Below are 17583 nucleotides of genomic sequence, written 5' to 3'. Positions count from 1 at the left end.
CAGCGGCCGGACCGTCAGGTGAGGGAGGCCTCCGCCCGGCCCGGCTCGGACTGCGCGAGCTGCTCGGACAGCTCGGACGGTTCCGGCCCGGCGGCCGCGCGGGCCAGGGCGGCGACCCGGGCCCCGAGCGCGAACCCGCGCAGGTCGGGGGTGCGGACGAGGTACTCCTGGGCGACCAGGTGCTTGAGGATGCGGTAGACCGTGGCCCGCGACATCGGCAGCGCGTCGACCAGCTCTCGGGTGGTCACCCCGGGGCCGTGCGCGGCGACCGCCTCGAGCACGGCGAACGCGCTGTCCACCGCGGACGGCTGCCGGGCGAGGAAGCCGTCGCGGTCAGCGGAGCCCATCGCCGCCCCCGTCGTACGCCGTCGGCGCGACGTCGCCGGCCAGCGCCTCCTGGTGGGCGCCCAGCCGCCGCGAGCGGCGCGGCGCCCGGCGGGCCAGGGTCAGGCGCCACGCCAGGCCGAGGACGACCACGCTGCCCAGCAGCGCCAGCGCGACGTGCGAGACCCCGCTCTCGGGGCCGGTGATCCGGTGCCAGGTCACCGCGCCCACGCCGGCCAGGGCGGTCGCGGCGAGCACGGCCGAACGGGGCCGCAGCTCGTCGAGCGAGCGGAGGAACGGGACGAGCGCCGCCGCCACGCAGCCGTAGCTGACGCACATGATCACCGTGGTCGCCGGCAGCAGCTGCCCGGGGACGAGGGCGACGCTGTGCGCCGTCACCGAGGCGAGCAGCGGACCGGTCAGGGACAGCGCCAGGGCGCACCAGGTGGCGGCCACCGGGACCCCGTGGGCGTTCGTGCGCCCCAGCGCGGGCCAGATGATCCCCTCGCGGGCGAAGGAGAACAGCAGCCGGGACAGCGCGGTGCTGGCGCTCAGGGCCAGCGCGACCATCGACAGCGCCAGGACGACGAGGACCGCCGCGTCGGGTCGCGACACCGGGGCGTCGATGTTGAACCAGCGCCAGTGCGAGACGGACTCACGCCCGGAGTGGACCGTCCCGAGGAGGTTGGCGGCGAGGAACGCTCCTCCACAGATCAGCAGGCTGGTCCGCATCGCGGCGGGGACCGTGCGCAGCGGTCGGCCGGTCTCGAGCCCGAGCGTGGCACAGCTCTCGAACGCGACGGTCAGCGTGGCGATCAGAGCGGCGCCGGCGAGGATCCGTCCCGGGTCGGCCCCGGTCAACGAGAGGACCTCGAGGCGGGGCAGCCCGTAGCGCGCCAGCCAGACGGCGCCGATCAGCGCGAGCAGCGCCAGGCTCAGCGCCTCGATCACCAGCACCGCGCGCGACGAGCGGGAGATGCCGCGGTGGATCAGCCACCCGCAGACCAACGCGAGCCCGAGCACCAGCGCCCAGCCCACCAGGGCGGGCGGCGGGCCCCCTCCGGCGGCCGTCCACGCTGCCTGGGTACGCCGCGCCGCGCCACTCAGCCCGAAGCCGGCGAGGACGGCGTACCCGAGGACGAGGGAGACGCCGACGACGAGCGCGACGGTGGCGCCGAGCCCCTTGGCGGCATAGGTGTACAGCGAGCCGGGGGCGTTGAACCGGGAGGCGAACTCGTCGAAGACCAGGGCCAGGACGAACGCCAGGCCGAACCCGAGCAGGGTGCTCACCCAGAAGCCCGGCCCGACCATCGTCGGAAGGACCATGCCGGTGCCGAGCGCGCTCAGGGACGGGGTCAGGACCGCGAGCGAGTGGGCCACCAGGTCCCGGTGGCCGACCTGGTCGCGAGCCAGCCCGGTGAAGACCGGGACCTCTCGGAAGACCGGGCGCTCACGGACGACGGGTCCGGTGCTGGGTGAGTGCTTCAGGGGATGCCCTCCAGCGACGAGTACGCGATGTTCACGCCACGACGCTGTGGGTCAACTCCCTGTTCGGGGCCTCACCCTAGACGGTGCCGGCGCGGCGTGAGCGACGCGATCCGCGTGGACCCCGAGCCGTGCGCGGGCGCCCGGGCTACGCGAGGGTCACGACGAAGACCACGTCGTCCGGCTCGGAGAGGTCGGTGCCGAGCACGGTGACCCGGTGCGTGCCCGGCTCGACGCCCATCGCGTCGTACTCGCGACCGTGGACGTCGCGCACGCACAGCTGGCCCTCGGACTCCACCTCGAAGTCGCCGAGGTGGTCGAGATCGGGGCGGTCCACGACGGCGGCCTCGGTCGACGGGACCACCTGCACCTGGACGGGGCCGATGCTGGTGGCCCGCAGGCCGACCGCGAGGCAGTCGTGCGTCGCGGCGACGTTCGCGTCACCGAACGAGCTGGGCGGCGTGAAGTCCTCCCGTCCGACGAGCAGGACGACCGGATAGCTGGGACGGATCTGGGGACTCACCGCGGCAGCATCGCAGGGAGCACCGACAGTCCCGGGCACCGGCTCAGCCGGGCACCGGCTCAGCCGGGCCCGGCGACCACGACGTCCTCGATGGTGCCGAGCTCCGGGTCCCACCACCGGAGCCGGTCGCAGACCAGCTCCCGGGGGCCTTCGCTGGCCTGCAGCACCTCGAGCGCCTCCGGGAGCAACCGTCGCGGGACCCGCCGCGCCACCGTGACGTGCGGAGTCCACACCGGATGGCGCAGGGTCGGAACCAGTGCACGGATCCGCGCCACGGCGGCAGCCAGCGCGTGGTCCGGCTCGACCAGGTGGGCGACGGTCACCCGGGCTCCCCGGCCGATCAGGACCAGCCCACGCAGGCCCATCCGCGCAGGCAGCAGCGGCCCGACCGCCTCGCGTGCCACCCGTACGGCCTCGTCCTCGATGCCGACGACGGCCGCCGCGAGCGTCACGTGCGGGGCGTTGGTCATCGACCGGTGGTCCGCCTGCGACGGGAGCCCGGCGGCCTTGAGCGCCTCCCACTGCGCCACCACCGCGGCCGCGGAGGCGGGCTCGAAGCTGAGCTCGAGGGCGTGGTCGGGCACGTGGGGAGGATAGGTCAGCGGCCGGCGTCCAGTGACACACTCACCCGACCGCAACGACCTCCTCCAGCTCCTCCTCCATGTCGGCCTCGGAGCGCTCGGCAGCATGGGCCCCGCCCCGGCGGCGGCGTTCCGCGACGCCAGCGGCGCCTACGAGCGCGGCGCCGGCGAGCAGCCACGCCACCAGCGTGAGGATCTCGCGCCCGACCCCCAGGTGCGGGAAGTAGACGAGGTTGCGCCCCGCCTCGTTGAGCGCCGCGCCGTTCCAGAACGAGTGCAGGGCACCGAAGAAGCCCGGCTGCAGGTCGGGGGCGTAGACGCCCCCGGCGGAGGTGAAGTTCAGCATCACGAACAGCGCGACCATCGCCGCAGTGGTCAGGCGCCCGAGGAAGGGGTGCAGCCCGACGCCGAAGAGGATGATCCCGGCGGTGTAGAGCCATGCCAGCAGACCGATCTGGGCGACGTGGTCCGGCAGCGCGCCGAACAGGGGCCCCGCAGTGGCGGTGACCAGGGCGGTGAGCACTGCCGAGGAGACCAGCGCCAGACCGACCCGGGTGCGGATCCTCAGACCCGCACCCGCGGCACCGATGGCGATGCCCGCCGCATAGGCACCGACCGTCAGGCCGACGACATAGAAGAACATGCTCTGCCCGCTGGGGTCGCCGTCCGCGGCGACCGGGACGACGTTCTCGGTCTGCAGTCGCACGCCTTCCTTCTCCGAGACCGCCTGGAAGACGGTGAGTACGGCGGTCGAGGTGGTCGCGGACGCGGCGTCGCTGTAGAGCAGCGTCGCGACGTCGGGTCGGGACACGAGAGCGGCGCTGATCTCCCGCCCCTCGATCCGCTGGCGCGCCTCCTCGGCGCTCGCGACGGTGCGAACGTCGAGGGTGTCACCGAGCTCGTCCTGCAGCGACTGGGCGATGACCTTCGCCTCCGCTCCCGTCCCGACGACGTCCACACGCAGGTCGTGAGGGGTCGGCTGGTGGAACCCGCCGAGATAGGCCAGGGCCATCCCGGTGCCGAGGAAGAGCGGGACCAGCAGATGGACGGCGACGTGCTTGAGCACGTGGCGTTCGGCGGACGACGGGGACATCGATACCTCTCGTAAGTTGCATAGTGAAACTATCGCGGGGTTGTACCCTACAACTCATGACCGGTCGCGCGAAGTCCGCCGAGGAGCAGGTGAACGAGGACCTCCTCGACCAGCTCTCCCTCTACGGACGCCGGGCCCGCGGCGCGGTCGAGCGGGTCGCCCCCGGGCTCTCCTTCGCCGAGTACAGCCTCCTTGGCCAGGTCTCCACTACCGGCGCCGCTCGCGCCCACGACCTCGCACGGGTGTTCGGCCTGGACAAGTCGACGGTCAGCCGCCAGCTCGCGGGGCTGGTACGACGGGGCCTGGTCGAGCGGGACGAGGCGCGCTGCGTCCACGTGACGCCGGAGGGAGCGCGTCTGCTGCGCGCGACCCGCGCCGAGCTCCTGGGGCTGCTCGGCGAGCGGGTGGCGGACTGGACCCTCGAGGAACGGCGCTCCTTCGCCACCCTCATGCGCCGCTACAACGCCGCGGAGGACGAGGGCGACGACGGCGAGACGCGAAGCGCCGGACGCGGCTCGGGCGACTGACCGAGCAGGTGGTCCACAGGGCCGCTGACCTGCGACGACGGCGGTCCGGGACTGTCGGTGGTCGATGGTCGAGTAGGTCCATGGAGGCCCCGTTCGCACCCCGATCCGCCCACCCGGTGGCCGCGGCGGTGGCGTGCGTGCACGAGGCCCTCGACACCGTCACCGACGCGCCGGTGTGGTCACTGACCGAGGCCGACGCCGGGGCGACGCTGCTCGACCTGGACGCCGAGATCGCCCGGCTGCAGGAGCTGCGGCTGCGGGTCGCGGCCCACGCGCACGCGGTCGAGGTCGGCGACAGCGTGGGGGCGACCAGCACCGCGAACTGGTGGGCCCACCACTCCCGCCTGACCCGCCCGGAGACCCACCGCCTGATGCGTCTGGCCCGCGCCCTGGACACCGGGCGCCACGACGCGACCCGCGAAGCGCTGGCCGCGGGGCGGATCCACCTCGACCAGGCGCAGGTCATCCTCGACGCGGTCGACGACCTGCCCGCCGACCTGGTCGACGACGAGGTCCGTCTGAAGGCCGAGGAGTTCCTGCTCGAGCAGGCGCGCGAGCACGACGCGATCACCCTGCGCCGCCTGGCCAAGCGGCTCGTGGAGGTCGCGGCGCCCGAGCAGGCCGACGCCGCGGAGGCCGCCCGGTTGGAGCGCGAGGAGGCCGCGGCGCGTGCCGCGGCCCGGCTGACGATGTCCGACGACGAGCACGGCAAGACCCACGGCCGGTTCACCATCCCCACCCACCACGCCGCCATGCTCCGCGCCGCGCTCCTCGCGATCGCGGCGCCCAAGCACCAGCACGCCGTGAACGGCGCCGGCGTTGCCGGTGCGGAGCGCAGGCCCGGGCCGGAGCGGATGGGTCAGGCGTTCTGCGACTACCTCGAGCGCTACCCGACCGATCGGCTCCCCGAGGCAGGCGGCGTGGCCGCGACCATCGTGGTCACGATGCCGCTGGAGTCCCTGCTCGGCGGGCTGCGCGCCGCGCACCTGCACACCGGGGAGACCATCTCCGCCACCGAGGCGCGGCGGCTGGCCTGCGAGGCCGGCCTCGTCCCCGCCGTCCTCGACGGCCAGGGCCGCCCCCTCGACGTCGGCCGCAGGCGCCGCCTCCACACCAGGACCCACCGCATCGCCCTGGCGATCCGCGACGGCGGTTGCACCGCCGAAGGCTGCGACTGGCCACCCGGCCTGTGCCACGCCCACCACGACCAGCCCTGGTCACGCGGCGGAGCCACCAGCGTCGCCAACGGGCGCCTGCTCTGCCCCCGCCACCACGCCCGCGCCCACGACCCCGCCTACGACACCGGCGCCTGCCCGACGGCAAGCTCACCTTCCACCGCCGGTGCCAGGCCGACCGGAACCACTCCGGCACGTCGGGGCGCTCCGCGCCGTCCGAGAGCTCCCAGCGGTGCCCGCCGACCTCACGGAACCCGGCACGCGCGAACAGGTCCGCCCCGGGGACGTAGCGACGATGCTCGTCGAGGTAGATCGCCGCGTGCTCCGCCGAACCGGACAGGGCACCGACCAGGACCCTGGCGAGCGGGCGGAGGTAGCGCTCCCGGCGCTCCATGGCGGTGCCGGCGACCGGGGACCCGAAGGTCGGACCGTCCTCCCCCAGCTCGTCCCAGACGGCGATGACGTCCTCCAGCCGTTCGGCCAGCAGGACCGCCAGCCGGGCACCGACCTCGCGACTGTCGGTGAGGGTCATGTCCCGAGGCCAGGAAGCCCCACCGGCATAGACCACCTCCCTTTTCGGTATCCCCGCCGGCCCGCCGATGCCGCGGCGGGAGCGAGGTACGCGCGTGCCGGCCGGTCGCGACGACGTCGGCCCCACGAGAACCCGGCTAGAACGCCAGCGGCGCCTCCACGCTGGTCACCACGCCCATCACCCGGGCCGACTCCCCCAGCCAGGTCGAGCCGGCGTCGGTGAAGAGCGCCGGTCGGCCGATCTCCAGGCCCCAGAAGCCGACCAGCAGCTCCTCGCCGTCGCGTACGACGACCAGGTCGCCGCGGCGCGCCCGCGTCGCGGCCTCGTGGTGGAGCACCGTGCCGGGAGCCCAGCCCCGGCTGGCGAACTCCGGCCCACTGACCACGACGGTGCGCTCGGCGGGCGCGTGGTCCGGACCGCGCCGCGGGCCCCGGGACGCGCGCGGAACGTGGTCCTCCCACAGGCACGGCTGGTCCTCGCTTCGAGCGGACCAGCGATTCGAACGCATGTTCGCAACCCTACGCGACGGTGCCGACATCCGGAACCGGGACAGGCGGCCTGGCTGGACGACGCCTTCAGCTCCCGTCGCTGGCGACGAGCCGCGTGAGGTCGGCCAGCTGGCAGGCGTAGCCCCACTCGTTGTCGTACCAGCCGAAGACCTTGGCGAACGGCCCCGCCGCCTGGGTCAGCGCCGAGTCGAACACGCACGCCGCGCTGTCGCCGATCACGTCGGAGGAGACGAACGGCTCCTCCTCGTAGCGCAGCCGCCCGGCCAGCGTCCCCTGCGCGGCAGCGGCGAACGCCTCGTTGATGTCGCCCGCCGTGACGTCCTGCTCGAGGACGACCGCCAGGTCGACGAGGGACCCGTCGACGACCGGCACCCGCAGCGCCACCCCGTCGAGACGACCGGCCAGCTCCGGGAGCACCTCGCCGACCGCCTTCGCCGCGCCCGTCGTGGTCGGGATGATGTTGATCGCGGCGGCGCGGGCCCGACGGGGGTCCTTGTGCGGCCCGTCGACCAGGTTCTGTCCGCCGGTGTAGGCGTGGACCGTCGACATCAGTCCCTGCCGCAGCCCGAAGGCGTCGTGGAGGACCTTGACCATCGGCGCCACGCAGTTCGTCGTGCACGAGGCGTTGGAGACGACCTGGTGCGCGGCCGCGTCGTACACGTGGTCGTTGACCCCCATCACGATGCTCGCGTCGACCCCCTTGCCCGGCGCCGAGATCACGACCCGCCTGGCCCCGGCGCGCAGGTGCTCCGCCGCGCTGTCCCGGCTGCGGAACTTCCCCGTGCACTCCACGACGACCTCGACGTCGTGACTGCCCCAGGCCAGGTCACCGGGCTCGCGACCGGCGCTGACCGCCACCCGGCGCCCGTCGATCACGAGGGCGTCGCCGTCCACGTCGACGGAGCCCGCGAAGCGGCCGTAGGTGCTGTCCCGGCGCAGCATTCGTCGCAGGCTCGCGACGTCCGCCAGGTCGTTGACCGCGACCACCTCGAGGTCGTCGCTCTGTGCGGCCCGCCGCAGGACGGCGCGGCCGATCCGGCCCAGCCCGTTGATACCCACTCGGATGCTCATGGTCGTTCCCTTCGCGGTCCCGGGGTCACTCATCAGCACCCAGACTCGGCCCGCGTCTCGGCGTACGGCAGGGCCAAAGGCCGGGTCCGCACGGACCTCCGACTCCCCCGGGCGACCGGGTGACCGGACGACCTGGTGACTACGAGCCGCCCCGCCGTACGGCTACTGAGCGCCGGGGAACCCGTGCTGGCGCCACGCCTCGTAGGTCACCACGGCGGCGGAGTTGGACAGGTTCAGCGACCGGCGGCCGGGGACCATCGGGATGCGGAGGCGGTCGGTGACGCGGGGGTGGGCCAGGACCTCGTCCGGGAGCCCGGTCGGCTCGGGGCCGAAGAGGAGGACGTCGCCGGGCTCGAACGCGACGTCGGAGTGCCAGCGGGTCGCGTGCGCGGTGAAGGCGAAGACCCGTGAGGCCGCGAGCGCCTCGCCGGCCAGCGCGGTCTCGAGGTCGGGGTGCACGACCACCGAGGCCAGGTCGTGGTAGTCGAGCCCAGCGCGCCTCAGCTTCGGCTCCGACAGGTCGAAGCCGAGCGGCTCGACGAGGTGCAGGGTGGCGCCGGTGGCGGCCACCATCCGGATCGCGTTCCCGGTGTTGGGAGGGATGCGGGGCTCGAGGAACATCACGTGGAACACGCCTGACGGTATCTCGACCGAGCCGGCCCGCAGCCGGCGCGGCCAGTGGGACAAGCGCGTTGACGACCCGCGCCGCCGCCCTAGCCGCGACATCCCGCACCATCCGACGAGCTCCACCGGCGAAGGTAGGACGACAGATGAGGGCCCTGCAGTACGTCGCGCCCGGCCAGCCCCCTGAGGTGCGGGAGGTGCCGACACCGACGCCGACGGGCGGGCAGGTGCTGATCAAGGTCCTGGCCGCGGGCGCGTGCCACTCCGACGAGTTCCTGATGGGCCTGCCGTCCGAGGCGCTGAGCATGCCGCTCCCGCTCACCCTCGGGCACGAGGGCGTGGGCGTCGTCGTCGAGCTGGGCCCGGACGCCTCCGGCGTCGAGGTCGGCGAGGAGGTCGCGGTGTACGGCGGGTGGGGCTGCGGGCGCTGCCGCACGTGTACGACGGGGGCCGAGCAGTACTGCGAGCGCGCGAGCGAGCTCGGCATCCGCCCGCCGGGCCTCGGCAACCCGGGCGCGATGGCGGAGTACCTGCTCGTGGACGACGCCCGGCACCTGGTTCCGCTCCAGGGGCTCGACCCGGTGGCGGCCGCGCCGCTGACCGACGCGGGCCTCACGCCGTACCACGCGATCAAGCCGGTGCTGCCCACGCTGGTCCCGGGCACCACCGCGGTCGTCATCGGCGCGGGCGGCCTGGGCCACCTCGGGATCCAGATGCTCAAGGCGCTCAGCTCCAGCCGGATCGTCGCGCTCGACCTCGGCGAGGACAAGCTCGCCTTCGCCCGGGAGGTCGGCGCCGACCACGCCTTCACCTCCGACGACTCCGCCATCGAGGCGGTCCGCGAGGTCACCGGTGGCCGCATGGCCGACGCCGTCCTCGACTTCGTCGGGATGCAGGCGAGCACCGCGCTGGCGGCGCGGATGGTGCACGCGCAGAGCGAGATCGTCGTGGTCGGCGTCGGCGACGGCGCCGTACCGGTCGGGATGCTGACGCTGCCCTACAACGTGCGCGTGCGGGCGCCGTACTGGGGCACGATCCCCGAGCTGCACGAGGTCCTCGCCCTGGCCCGCTCCGGCGCGATCCGGGTCGAGACCGAGACGTTCAGCCTCGACGATGCGCCGACGATCTACGAGCGCATGCACGCCCGGACGCTGCGCGGGCGGGCCGTCGTCGTCCCCTGACCCGCACCGACACCGATGGGCCGGCCGGTCGTCAGCCGGCGAGCGTCTCGACAGTCGTTCGCAGGCCACGTCGACGTTCGCGCGCAGATCGGCGTCGCCCACGCGGAGGACGTGGGGAACGTGCACGTCCCGGCGTGATCGCTGCGCCGAAGTGCAGCGGGGTCCGGTTGCGCGGAGGTGACGGACCTCGCGCGGGTCGGCACCCGCCGACGGGCCGGCGCTCGCCAGCGCAGCGCGGCACCGGACAATTCTCGGCGACGGTCATGACGGGGGTCGGCTGTCGGCCCGCTTCCCCGTCCCCTGAGAGTGACCGTGCCCCACCCGCTCGCCGCCGCGCGCCACCACCCGACCGAGACGACCGCGAAGCGGGCCCGCTGGGCTCCCGCGACGTACCGCCCGGCCTCGCCCGTGCTGTCCGGCGAGGACCGGCTGATCGCCTCCCGGTTCTCCTACGGCATCACCCCGGCACTGGCCCGCGAGGTACGCCGCGCCGGCGGCGGCCGCGCCTGGTTCCGTGCCCAGCTGCGCCCGCAGGCGATCGCCGACGCCGCCGCCGACCGGGTGCCGGGCTGGTGGCCGAGCCTGTCCTACGACCCGGTCACGCTGACCCGGCGCAGCAACGACGGGACCGAGCACACCGGCGTGGTGATGAACCACTACCAGCGCCAGCTGCTGTGCCGGCGGGTGCTCACCCGGCGCCAGGTGCTGGAGGTGATGACGGAGTTCTGGGAGAGCCACTTCCACGTGCCGATCAACGGCGACGGGGTCTTCGGCTTCCGTCGCGACTACGGCGACACCATCCGCAGGCACGCGCTCGGCTCCTTCGCCGACCTGTTGTTCGCCACCACCACGCACCCGGCGATGGGCATGTTCCTCGACAACGCCGAGTCCACCCGGATGGCGCCCAACGAGAACCTCGGGCGCGAGCTGCTCGAGCTGCACACGGTGGGCCGTGGCCACTACACCGAGGACGACGTGAAGGCGTCCGCGCGGATCCTCACCGGCTGGCGGGTGGTGTCGTGGACGACCTGGGCGACCGACTACCGCCCGGCCGACCACTGGACCGGGCCGGTGCGGGTGATGGGCTTCAGCGACGCCAACGCCGACCCGGACGGCCGCGCGCTGACCCGGCGCTACACCGACCACCTGGCCTCCCACCCGGCGACCGCGGACCGGATCTGCCGCAAGCTGGCGACCAAGTTCGTCGCCGACGCGCCGCCCGCGACGCTGGTGGCGAAGATGACCCGGACCTGGCGCCGCACCGGCGGCGACATCGCCGCGGTGCTCACCACGATGGTCGAGGCGGGCGAGTTCACCCGCGCCAGCCGGCCCAAGGTGCGCACCCCCGGCGAGGACGTCGTGGCGACCTACCGTGCCCTCGGGGCGACGCCGAAGAGGCCCACCCGTGACAGCGACGCCGCCAACGAGATCGTGTGGCAGTGCTACCACCTCGGCGACGGCACCCACGCCTGGCCGCGCCCGGACGGGCCACCCGTCACGAACGACGCCTGGTCCACCCCGAACCGGATGCTGGCGTCCTACCACGTGCACTACCGGATGACCGGCGGTTGGTGGCCGGCGACCGGGGCCGGCCTGCGCGCGCCCGAGGAGTGGCTGCCGGCGAAGCGCCTCACGATGGCCGAGTTCGTCGACCACCTGTGCCGCACCATGCTCGGGCGGCCCTCCACCAGCCGGCTGCTCAAGACCGCCTGCCACGCGGTCGACGTGAAGCCCGGCGCCCGGATCACCCGCACGCACCCCGTGGTGCGCCGCCACCTGCCGGTGCTGCTCACCGCGCTCCTCGACACCCCCGACCACCTGACCCGCTGAGGAGCAGCAGATGGCCTCGACCCCCTCCACTCCCCCGACCCCGCAGGCCCAGCCCGCCCAGGCGACCCGGTGCAGCGACCCCGCGTGCGCCGAGATGACCGACTGGACCCTCTCGCGCCGTTCCCTGCTCTCCACGGCCGGTGCCGCCGGGGCGTTCACCGCCGTCTTCGGCGACACCCATGTCCGGGCCCAGGCCGCGACCGCGGCACCGGCCGCCTCGTCCTCGGGGGCACCGGTGCTGCTCGTGCTCTCGCTGCGCGGCGGCGCCGACGGGCTGAGCCTGGTGGTGCCGCACGGCGACCCGGCGTACTACCGGGCGCGGCCGCGGCTCGCGGTCCCCGCGGACCGGCTGCTCGTCGCCGACGAGATGTTCGGGCTGCACCCGGCGCTGGCCCCGCTCGCGGACTGGTGGCGCTCCGGCCGCGTCGCGGCGGTCCACGCCGCCGGGCTGCCCGCACGCAACCGCTCGCACTTCGCCGCGATGGAGGAGGTCGAGGACGCCGACCCCACCTCCTCGCTGCGAGTGGGCTGGCTCAACCGGCTGATCGGCCTGGACGGCGTACGGTCCCCGCTCCAGGCGGTCCACATGGGCGGAGCAGTGCCGCCCTCCTCGCTCGCCGGTCCCGAGCCGTCGCTGTCGGTGCCGGACCCCGGCTCGGTGCGGCTGGCCGCCGACGGCGTCGTGAGCCGTACGGCGCGGCGCAGGTCGCTCCGCTCGGCGTGGGGCGCCGACGGCGGCGCGGACCTGGCGCCCCTGGTCGCCTCCGCCCGCTCCGTCCCGGGATTGGTGGACGCGTTCGTCCCCGCGACGTCGGCGGCGTCCAGCGTCACCTTCCCGGGCACCTTCCTGGGCAAGGCGCTCTCGTTCGCCTCACGCACCATCCGCGCGGGCGTCGGCGCCCAGGTCGTCACCGTCGACCACGGGGGCTGGGACATGCACGCCGACCTCGGCACGGTGGAGTCCGGCGACATGCGGACCCTGGCGACCGAGCTCGGCGAGGCGCTCGCCGCCTTCCTCGCCGACCTCGGCCCGCACCTGGACCGCACGACGGTGGTGGTGCTCAGCGAGTTCGGCCGGCGCACCGAGGAGAACAGCAGCATGGGGCTGGACCACGGGTACGGCAACGCGATGCTGCTCGCCGGCGCCGGGGTGCTCGGCGGGCGCGTCCACGGCACCTGGCCGGGACTGACGCTGGGAAGCGACGCCGACCTGCTGGTCACCACCGACTACCGCAGCGTGCTGGCCGAGGTCGTGCGCACCCGGTTCGGGCGCTCCACCTCCGCGGTCTTCCCGGGGTTCTCGCCCGCGCCGGTCGGGGCGATGGCCGGCTGAGCAACGACGGCCCTCGCCAGTTTGTGGACCTAACCCCCCAGGGGGTTAGGCTGCCCGTGAGTCGCATCCCCCACGGGGGTTAGGTCCCCTCTCTCCCCCGCGACTCGCTCCCGAACCAAGAACGGATCACCACGATGTGCCGAGCAGCGACCTGCAAGAAGTGCGGCAAGACCACCTGGGCTGGCTGCGGCCAGCACGTCGACCAGGTCATGGCCCGGGTCCCGCGCGCCGACCGGTGCGCCGGCCACCCCCAGGAGGCCCGCACCGGCCTGCTGGGCCGGATCTTCGGTCGCAAGGCGTGAACCTCGACCGTGCCGTCCTGCTGATCGCGGGCACCGTGACGCTGATCAGCGCCCTGCTCGCCGCCACCGTCTCCACCTGGTGGCTGCTCCTGACGGCCTTCGTCGGGCTCAACCTGCTCCAGTCGAGCCTCACCGGCTTCTGCCCGGCCGCCACGGTCCTGCGCCGCCTCGGCGTCGGGAGCGGGCCCGCCTTCCGCTGACCCCGGTGGCGCCGGCAGCGGCGACCGCCCCCTGACCCGGGCCGGATGCCCCTGCCGCTCCGTCCCCCGGTGGAGTTGAATCGGCGGCTTGGGACGACCCTGGACGAGAGGGCACGGCAACCGCCGGGAGGACGTGTGGGCACGCTGCTCGACGTACTCGTGGGTCTGCCGCCCTGGCTGGTGCTGCTGATCGTCTTCGCGCTGCCGGCCGCCGAGGCCTCGCTGATGGTCGGGGTGTTCATCCCCGGCGAGACGGCCGTCCTGCTCGGTGGCGTGATCGCCCACGGGGGCGGGGTGCCGCTGTGGGCGGTCGTGCTCGCCGCGGCGAGCGGTGCCGCGGTCGGCGACCAGGTCGGGTTCCTGCTCGGGCGGCGCTACGGCGGCCGGCTGGTGGACCACCTCCCCGCGTTCGTACGCCGCTCCGGGGACCTCGACCGCGCCCTGGAGCTGGTGCGCCGGCGCGGCGCCGTGGCCGTGGCGGCCGGCCGGTGGGTCGCCGTCCTGCGCGCGATCGTCCCCGGCGTCGCCGGCACCAGCGGGATGGCCCAGCCGCGCTTCACGGTCGCGAACGTGCTCGGCGGCTCGCTGTGGGCCACGACCATCGCGGTGGCCGGGTACCTGGTCGGGGCGTCGTACCGCGCGCTCGCCCACGACCTGGGCATCGGCGGCGACATCATCGCCGGGGTCGTGCTCGTGGCGGCCCTGGCCTGGTGGTGGCGCAGCCGCGCCCGGCGGTCGGCGACCGAGCGGTAGCCGTCGCCCCGAGGGCCGATCGTCACCGCCCCGAGAGCCCTTGTGCCGTGTCGTACGGCGCGCCGACGCGCAATCCTCGCGGACATGGACCGTTCACTGGACCCCGCCCACCTTCGCGGCAGCATCGTCGTGGCCGTCGACGGCTCCGAGGACGCCGAGCGGGCCGTCCCGTGGGCGGTCGACCAGGCCGCGCTCGAGGGACTGCGGCTCGCCGTGGTCTCGGCCGGCGAGCAGAGCGGCGAGCTGGCCGAGCGAGCCGCGGCGGCCGCACGGCGGCTGGACCCGCAGCTGACGGTGGTCGCGTCGGCTGCGTCCGGCGACCCGCGGCAGGTGCTGATCGACGCCTCCGCTCACGCGCACCTGCTGGTCGTCGGGTCGCGGGGTCGCGGCACCGTCCGCAGCATGCTGCTGGGCTCGGTCAGCACCGCGGTGAGCGCGCACGCGACCTGCCCCGTGGTCGTGTGCCGGCCCGCGAACGTCGGTCCCACCGAGGCCGGGGTCGTGGTCGGCGCCGACGGGACGCCCGAGTCGCTCCCGGTGCTGGAGTTCGCCTTCCGCCAGGCCTCGCTGCGCGACCTGCCGCTGACCGTCCTGCACTCCTACTGGGACGCGACGACCGCACTGGCCCAGCACGACCGCGGGGAACGCGGGGGCGACGGCGGTCCCGACCTCGCGGACCTGCGCGCCACCCTGTCGTCGTGGATGGCGGAGGTCGCCACGCGGTACCCCGACGTCCCGGTCAGCCTCCTGCTCAAGCACGGCCTCGCCGACGAGGCGCTCAGCCCGCGCGATGCCGGGTGGTGCGACATGATCGTCGTCGGCCGCCACCCCAAGACATCGCTGCAGCGGCTGCTCACCGGCTCCATCGCCACCGCCGTGATCGAGCGCGCGCACTCGACGGTGGCGGTGGTGCCGGTCGGGCCGCGCTCGTCGTGAGGCGGGCTGCCGCCGCCGAGGGGTTTGGACAGGCGCACCCACGGGACGTGAGACTTCAGCGGGAAGGCTGAGGGCGGGCGGCGCGTTCGCACAGGCGTGAGGCTCTCCCTGCTCGACCGTTCCCGTACGCGCGCCGGCCAACCCGAGGGTGCTGCGCTGACCCAGACGGTGGAGCGAGCGGTGGCGGCGGAGCGGCTGGGCTACCACCGCTTCTGGGTGGCCGAGCACCACGGCGTGCCCGGCATCGCCTCCGGCTCCCCCGCCGTGCTGCTGGCCGCCATCGGGGCCCGGACCTCGCGGATCAGGCTCGGCTCGGGCGGGGTGATGCTGCCCCACCACCAGCCACTGGTGGTCGCCGAGCAGTTCCTCATGCTCGCCGCGCTGCACCCGGACCGCGTCGACCTCGGCGTCGGGCGCTCCCTCGGCTTCACCGAGCCGGTACGCCGCGCGCTGCGGCGCTCCGCGGAGGAGCCGGACACGTTCGCCGACGACCTCGCCGAGCTGCGCGGCTACCTGGAGCGCACCGCGGCCGTGACCGCACGCCCCGCGGTCGACTCGGAGGTCCCCGTCTTCGTGCTCGCCACCGGTCACGGCATCTCCGTCGCGGCGGGGCTCGGCCTGCCCGTCGTCCTCGGCGGCCCGGTGCTGGAGCGGCCCGAGCTGGGCGACCTGCTCACGGCGTACCGCCGGGACTTCCGTCCGCACCGCGGCAGCCGCCCGCACCTGACCGTCGCCCTCGACGTGCTGGTCGCCGACACCGACGCGGAAGCCCGCGAGCTGGCGCTGCCGGAGGTCTGGGCGATGGCGCAGTCGCGGCGCACCGGCGTCTTCGACGCCCTCGAGCCGGTCGCGACGATCCACGACCGGCTCGCCGAGGACCGCGCCGGCCGGCTCCGCGAGCGGGTGGAGCAGGGCCTCGACGCCGTCACCGCCGGCTCGCCCGCGACCGTGCGCCGCCGCGTCGAGGGGCTGGCCGAGCGGACCCGCGCCGACGAGCTGCTGGTCTCCGGCGCCACACACGACCGCGACGCACTGGGCGCCTCCGACGCCGCGGTGGCCGCCCTGCTGGGCTGAGCGAGCGGCAGGGACCGCTCAGTCGCGCCCGGCGGTCGCCGGCCCGTCCTCCACCATCCGGCGCAGGGCGGCGCGGGAGAGCTTGCCGGTGGCGGTGCGGGGCAGCTCGTCGAGCACGACGTACTCCCCCGGGACCTTGTACGGCGTGAGCCGGGCGCGCCCGTGCGCGGCGAGCTCGGCGGTGTCGGGGGCGTCCCCGGCCGGGATCACGCAGGCCAGGAGGCGCTGGCCGACGCGGGGGTCGTGCACCCCGACGACGGCCACGTCGGCGACCTGCGGGTGCTCGCGCAGCGCGGCCTCGACCTCGCGGGGGTCGACGTTGAACCCGGAGACGATGATCGTGTCGTTCGCGCGACCGGCGACCGCCAGCCGCCCGGCGGCGTCCAGCTCGCCGAGGTCGCCGGTGTCGAACCATTCCTCGGGCGAGACCGCAGGTGCCCCGATGTCGGCGCGGCACACGTGGTAGCCACGCACCTGCACCCGGCCCCGAGCCCCGGCGGGGACCGCGCGGCCGGCCTCGTCGCTGATCCGCACCTCGCAGTCCGGCAGCGGCGTCATCCAGGCCAGCGGACCGTCCGGCTCGCGCGGCACCTCGCCCAGCGCGACGGTCCCGCAGGTCTCCGTCATCCCGTAGCCGGTGGCCATCCGCGGGATGCCGAGGCGGGTCGCCAGCCGTGCCATGTCCGGCGCGGAGACCTCGGTGCTGCCGACGATCCCGAGGCGGGTGTGGCGTGCCGGGGCGTCCGGGTCCAGGCCCGCCAGGTCGTGGTAGATCGTCGGCGGCCCGGCGAGCACGGTGACCCGCTCCTCGCGCAGCAGACGGGTCAGCCGCGCCGGGTCGTAGCCGGGCAGCAGGCGCACCGTCGCGCCGGTCATCATCGCGACCAGCAGGATCCCGTTGAACCCGAACGAGTGCGCCAGCGGCACGGTCGCGAGCCAGACGTCGTCGCCGCGCGCGTCGAGGACCCGCGCCACGTGGTCGTAGACCCGGAGCAGCTGGGCGTGGGTCATCGGCACCGCCTTCAGCGCGCCCGAGGTGCCCGAGCTGCACAGCACGAGCGCCGGCGCCTCGGGGCCACCGGACGGCCGGTCGCGCACGCCCGCACCGGGCGGCTCCGCGGGCAACGCCCCGAGCTCGGCGAAGCCGACCGCTCCGGGCACCGGCGCCACCGACTCGTCCTGGAGCACCAGCCGCGGCGCGATCCGGTCCAGAAGCCGCACCCGCTCGACCACGGCCACCCGGTGCCCGAGCGGGGCCACCGTCGCGCCCGCCAGCAGCACGCCGTACGCCGCGCTCACCCAGGCGGTCCGGTTCGGCCCCTGCACGACGACCCGGTCGCCCGGCACGACGCCGCGCTCACCCAGGAACCGGGCCACGGCGCGGGCCCGCGAGGCGAGCCCGGCGTAGGTCAGCGACGTGGTGTCGTCGCGCACCGCGACGGCGTCCGGATGGGTCTCGGCGCGCAGCTCGCACAGCTCACCCAGGGTGCGGGCACCCCCGGTCGCGGACATGTGTCGCATCCAAGCAAA

19 protein-coding genes are annotated in these 17583 nt (G+C 74.7%); 10 read left to right on the top strand and 9 right to left on the bottom strand.

Going from position 1 to position 17583, the window contains the following annotated elements; genetic code table 11:
- Positions 1-14: 14 nt before the first annotated feature.
- The 5 genes from HOQ23_RS08050 to HOQ23_RS08030 all read right to left on the bottom strand — a co-directional run bounded on the left by HOQ23_RS08050 (position 15) and on the right by HOQ23_RS08030 (position 4006).
- Positions 15-347 carry a helix-turn-helix domain-containing protein gene (locus HOQ23_RS08050; RefSeq protein ID WP_172213574.1) on the bottom strand — a complete coding sequence of 111 codons (333 nt, stop codon included), beginning with the start codon at positions 345-347 and terminating at the stop codon, positions 15-17.
- Positions 334-1704, bottom strand: coding sequence for an APC family permease (locus HOQ23_RS08045; protein ID WP_172213573.1), 1371 nt, complete (start codon positions 1702-1704; stop codon positions 334-336). The genes HOQ23_RS08050 and HOQ23_RS08045 overlap by 14 nt, the downstream gene beginning before the upstream one ends.
- Positions 1705-1957: 253 nt before the next feature.
- The gene (locus HOQ23_RS08040) at positions 1958-2332 is read right to left on the bottom strand and encodes a hypothetical protein (protein ID WP_172213572.1); all 375 of its coding nucleotides are present in this window, start codon (positions 2330-2332) and stop codon (positions 1958-1960) included.
- A gap of 59 nt (positions 2333-2391) precedes the next feature.
- Positions 2392-2916 (bottom strand): 2'-5' RNA ligase family protein, encoded by a 525-nt coding sequence (locus HOQ23_RS08035; RefSeq protein WP_172213571.1) that lies wholly within the window; start codon positions 2914-2916, stop codon positions 2392-2394.
- A gap of 40 nt (positions 2917-2956) precedes the next feature.
- Positions 2957-4006, bottom strand: a complete 1050-nt coding sequence (locus HOQ23_RS08030) for a hypothetical protein (RefSeq protein WP_172213570.1) — start codon at positions 4004-4006, stop codon at positions 2957-2959.
- Between the two features lie 56 nt (positions 4007-4062).
- Between HOQ23_RS08030 and HOQ23_RS08025 the strand changes: the two genes are divergently transcribed.
- Complete coding sequence (locus HOQ23_RS08025; RefSeq protein ID WP_172213569.1) at positions 4063-4533, top strand: MarR family winged helix-turn-helix transcriptional regulator; 471 nt, start codon at positions 4063-4065, stop codon at positions 4531-4533.
- An 80-nt stretch (positions 4534-4613) separates the two neighbouring features.
- On the top strand, positions 4614-6170 hold the full coding sequence (locus tag HOQ23_RS08020) for an HNH endonuclease signature motif containing protein (protein WP_253945275.1): 1557 nt from the start codon (positions 4614-4616) through the stop codon (positions 6168-6170).
- A gap of 206 nt (positions 6171-6376) precedes the next feature.
- Here HOQ23_RS08020 and HOQ23_RS08015 read toward each other — a convergent pair whose 3' ends face one another.
- From HOQ23_RS08015 to HOQ23_RS08005, 3 genes are all read right to left on the bottom strand, one after another.
- Positions 6377-6748 (bottom strand): hypothetical protein, encoded by a 372-nt coding sequence (locus HOQ23_RS08015; RefSeq protein WP_172213568.1) that lies wholly within the window; start codon positions 6746-6748, stop codon positions 6377-6379.
- A gap of 67 nt (positions 6749-6815) precedes the next feature.
- The gene (gap, locus tag HOQ23_RS08010; protein ID WP_172213567.1) at positions 6816-7820 is read right to left on the bottom strand and encodes a type I glyceraldehyde-3-phosphate dehydrogenase; all 1005 of its coding nucleotides are present in this window, start codon (positions 7818-7820) and stop codon (positions 6816-6818) included.
- Between the two features lie 162 nt (positions 7821-7982).
- A complete protein-coding gene (locus HOQ23_RS08005; RefSeq protein WP_172213565.1) occupies positions 7983-8453 on the bottom strand; it encodes a tRNA (cytidine(34)-2'-O)-methyltransferase in 471 nt (156 codons plus the stop codon).
- Between the two features lie 137 nt (positions 8454-8590).
- Between HOQ23_RS08005 and HOQ23_RS08000 the strand changes: the two genes are divergently transcribed.
- The 8 genes from HOQ23_RS08000 to HOQ23_RS07965 all read left to right on the top strand — a co-directional run bounded on the left by HOQ23_RS08000 (position 8591) and on the right by HOQ23_RS07965 (position 16053).
- Entirely contained in the window at positions 8591-9625 is a 1035-nt protein-coding gene (locus HOQ23_RS08000) for an NAD(P)-dependent alcohol dehydrogenase (RefSeq protein ID WP_172213563.1), read from the top strand.
- A gap of 312 nt (positions 9626-9937) precedes the next feature.
- The gene (locus HOQ23_RS07995) at positions 9938-11455 is read left to right on the top strand and encodes a DUF1800 domain-containing protein (RefSeq protein ID WP_172213561.1); all 1518 of its coding nucleotides are present in this window, start codon (positions 9938-9940) and stop codon (positions 11453-11455) included.
- A 10-nt stretch (positions 11456-11465) separates the two neighbouring features.
- Complete coding sequence (locus HOQ23_RS07990; protein ID WP_172213559.1) at positions 11466-12788, top strand: DUF1501 domain-containing protein; 1323 nt, start codon at positions 11466-11468, stop codon at positions 12786-12788.
- Between the two features lie 134 nt (positions 12789-12922).
- The gene (locus tag HOQ23_RS07985; protein WP_172213557.1) at positions 12923-13090 is read left to right on the top strand and encodes a hypothetical protein; all 168 of its coding nucleotides are present in this window, start codon (positions 12923-12925) and stop codon (positions 13088-13090) included.
- Positions 13087-13290, top strand: a complete 204-nt coding sequence (locus HOQ23_RS07980) for a DUF2892 domain-containing protein (RefSeq protein WP_172213555.1) — start codon at positions 13087-13089, stop codon at positions 13288-13290. The genes HOQ23_RS07985 and HOQ23_RS07980 overlap by 4 nt, the downstream gene beginning before the upstream one ends.
- Positions 13291-13425: 135 nt before the next feature.
- On the top strand, positions 13426-14043 hold the full coding sequence (locus HOQ23_RS07975) for a DedA family protein (RefSeq protein WP_216653906.1): 618 nt from the start codon (positions 13426-13428) through the stop codon (positions 14041-14043).
- A gap of 84 nt (positions 14044-14127) precedes the next feature.
- Positions 14128-14979, top strand: a complete 852-nt coding sequence (locus HOQ23_RS07970) for a universal stress protein (RefSeq protein WP_172213550.1) — start codon at positions 14128-14130, stop codon at positions 14977-14979.
- A 96-nt stretch (positions 14980-15075) separates the two neighbouring features.
- Positions 15076-16053: an MsnO8 family LLM class oxidoreductase gene (locus HOQ23_RS07965; RefSeq protein ID WP_172213548.1), complete on the top strand. Its 978-nt coding sequence runs from the start codon at positions 15076-15078 to the stop codon at positions 16051-16053.
- Between the two features lie 18 nt (positions 16054-16071).
- On the opposite strand, the gene HOQ23_RS07960 is transcribed toward HOQ23_RS07965, so the two are convergent.
- Positions 16072-17565, bottom strand: a complete 1494-nt coding sequence (locus HOQ23_RS07960) for a class I adenylate-forming enzyme family protein (protein ID WP_172213546.1) — start codon at positions 17563-17565, stop codon at positions 16072-16074.
- Positions 17566-17583 lie beyond the last annotated feature (18 nt).

Source organism: Nocardioides sp. zg-DK7169 (assembly GCF_013155365.1).
Taxonomy (GTDB): domain Bacteria; phylum Actinomycetota; class Actinomycetes; order Propionibacteriales; family Nocardioidaceae; genus Nocardioides.
Note: the sequence above shows the minus strand (reverse complement) of the source record. Positions and strands in the feature narration are given on the sequence as shown.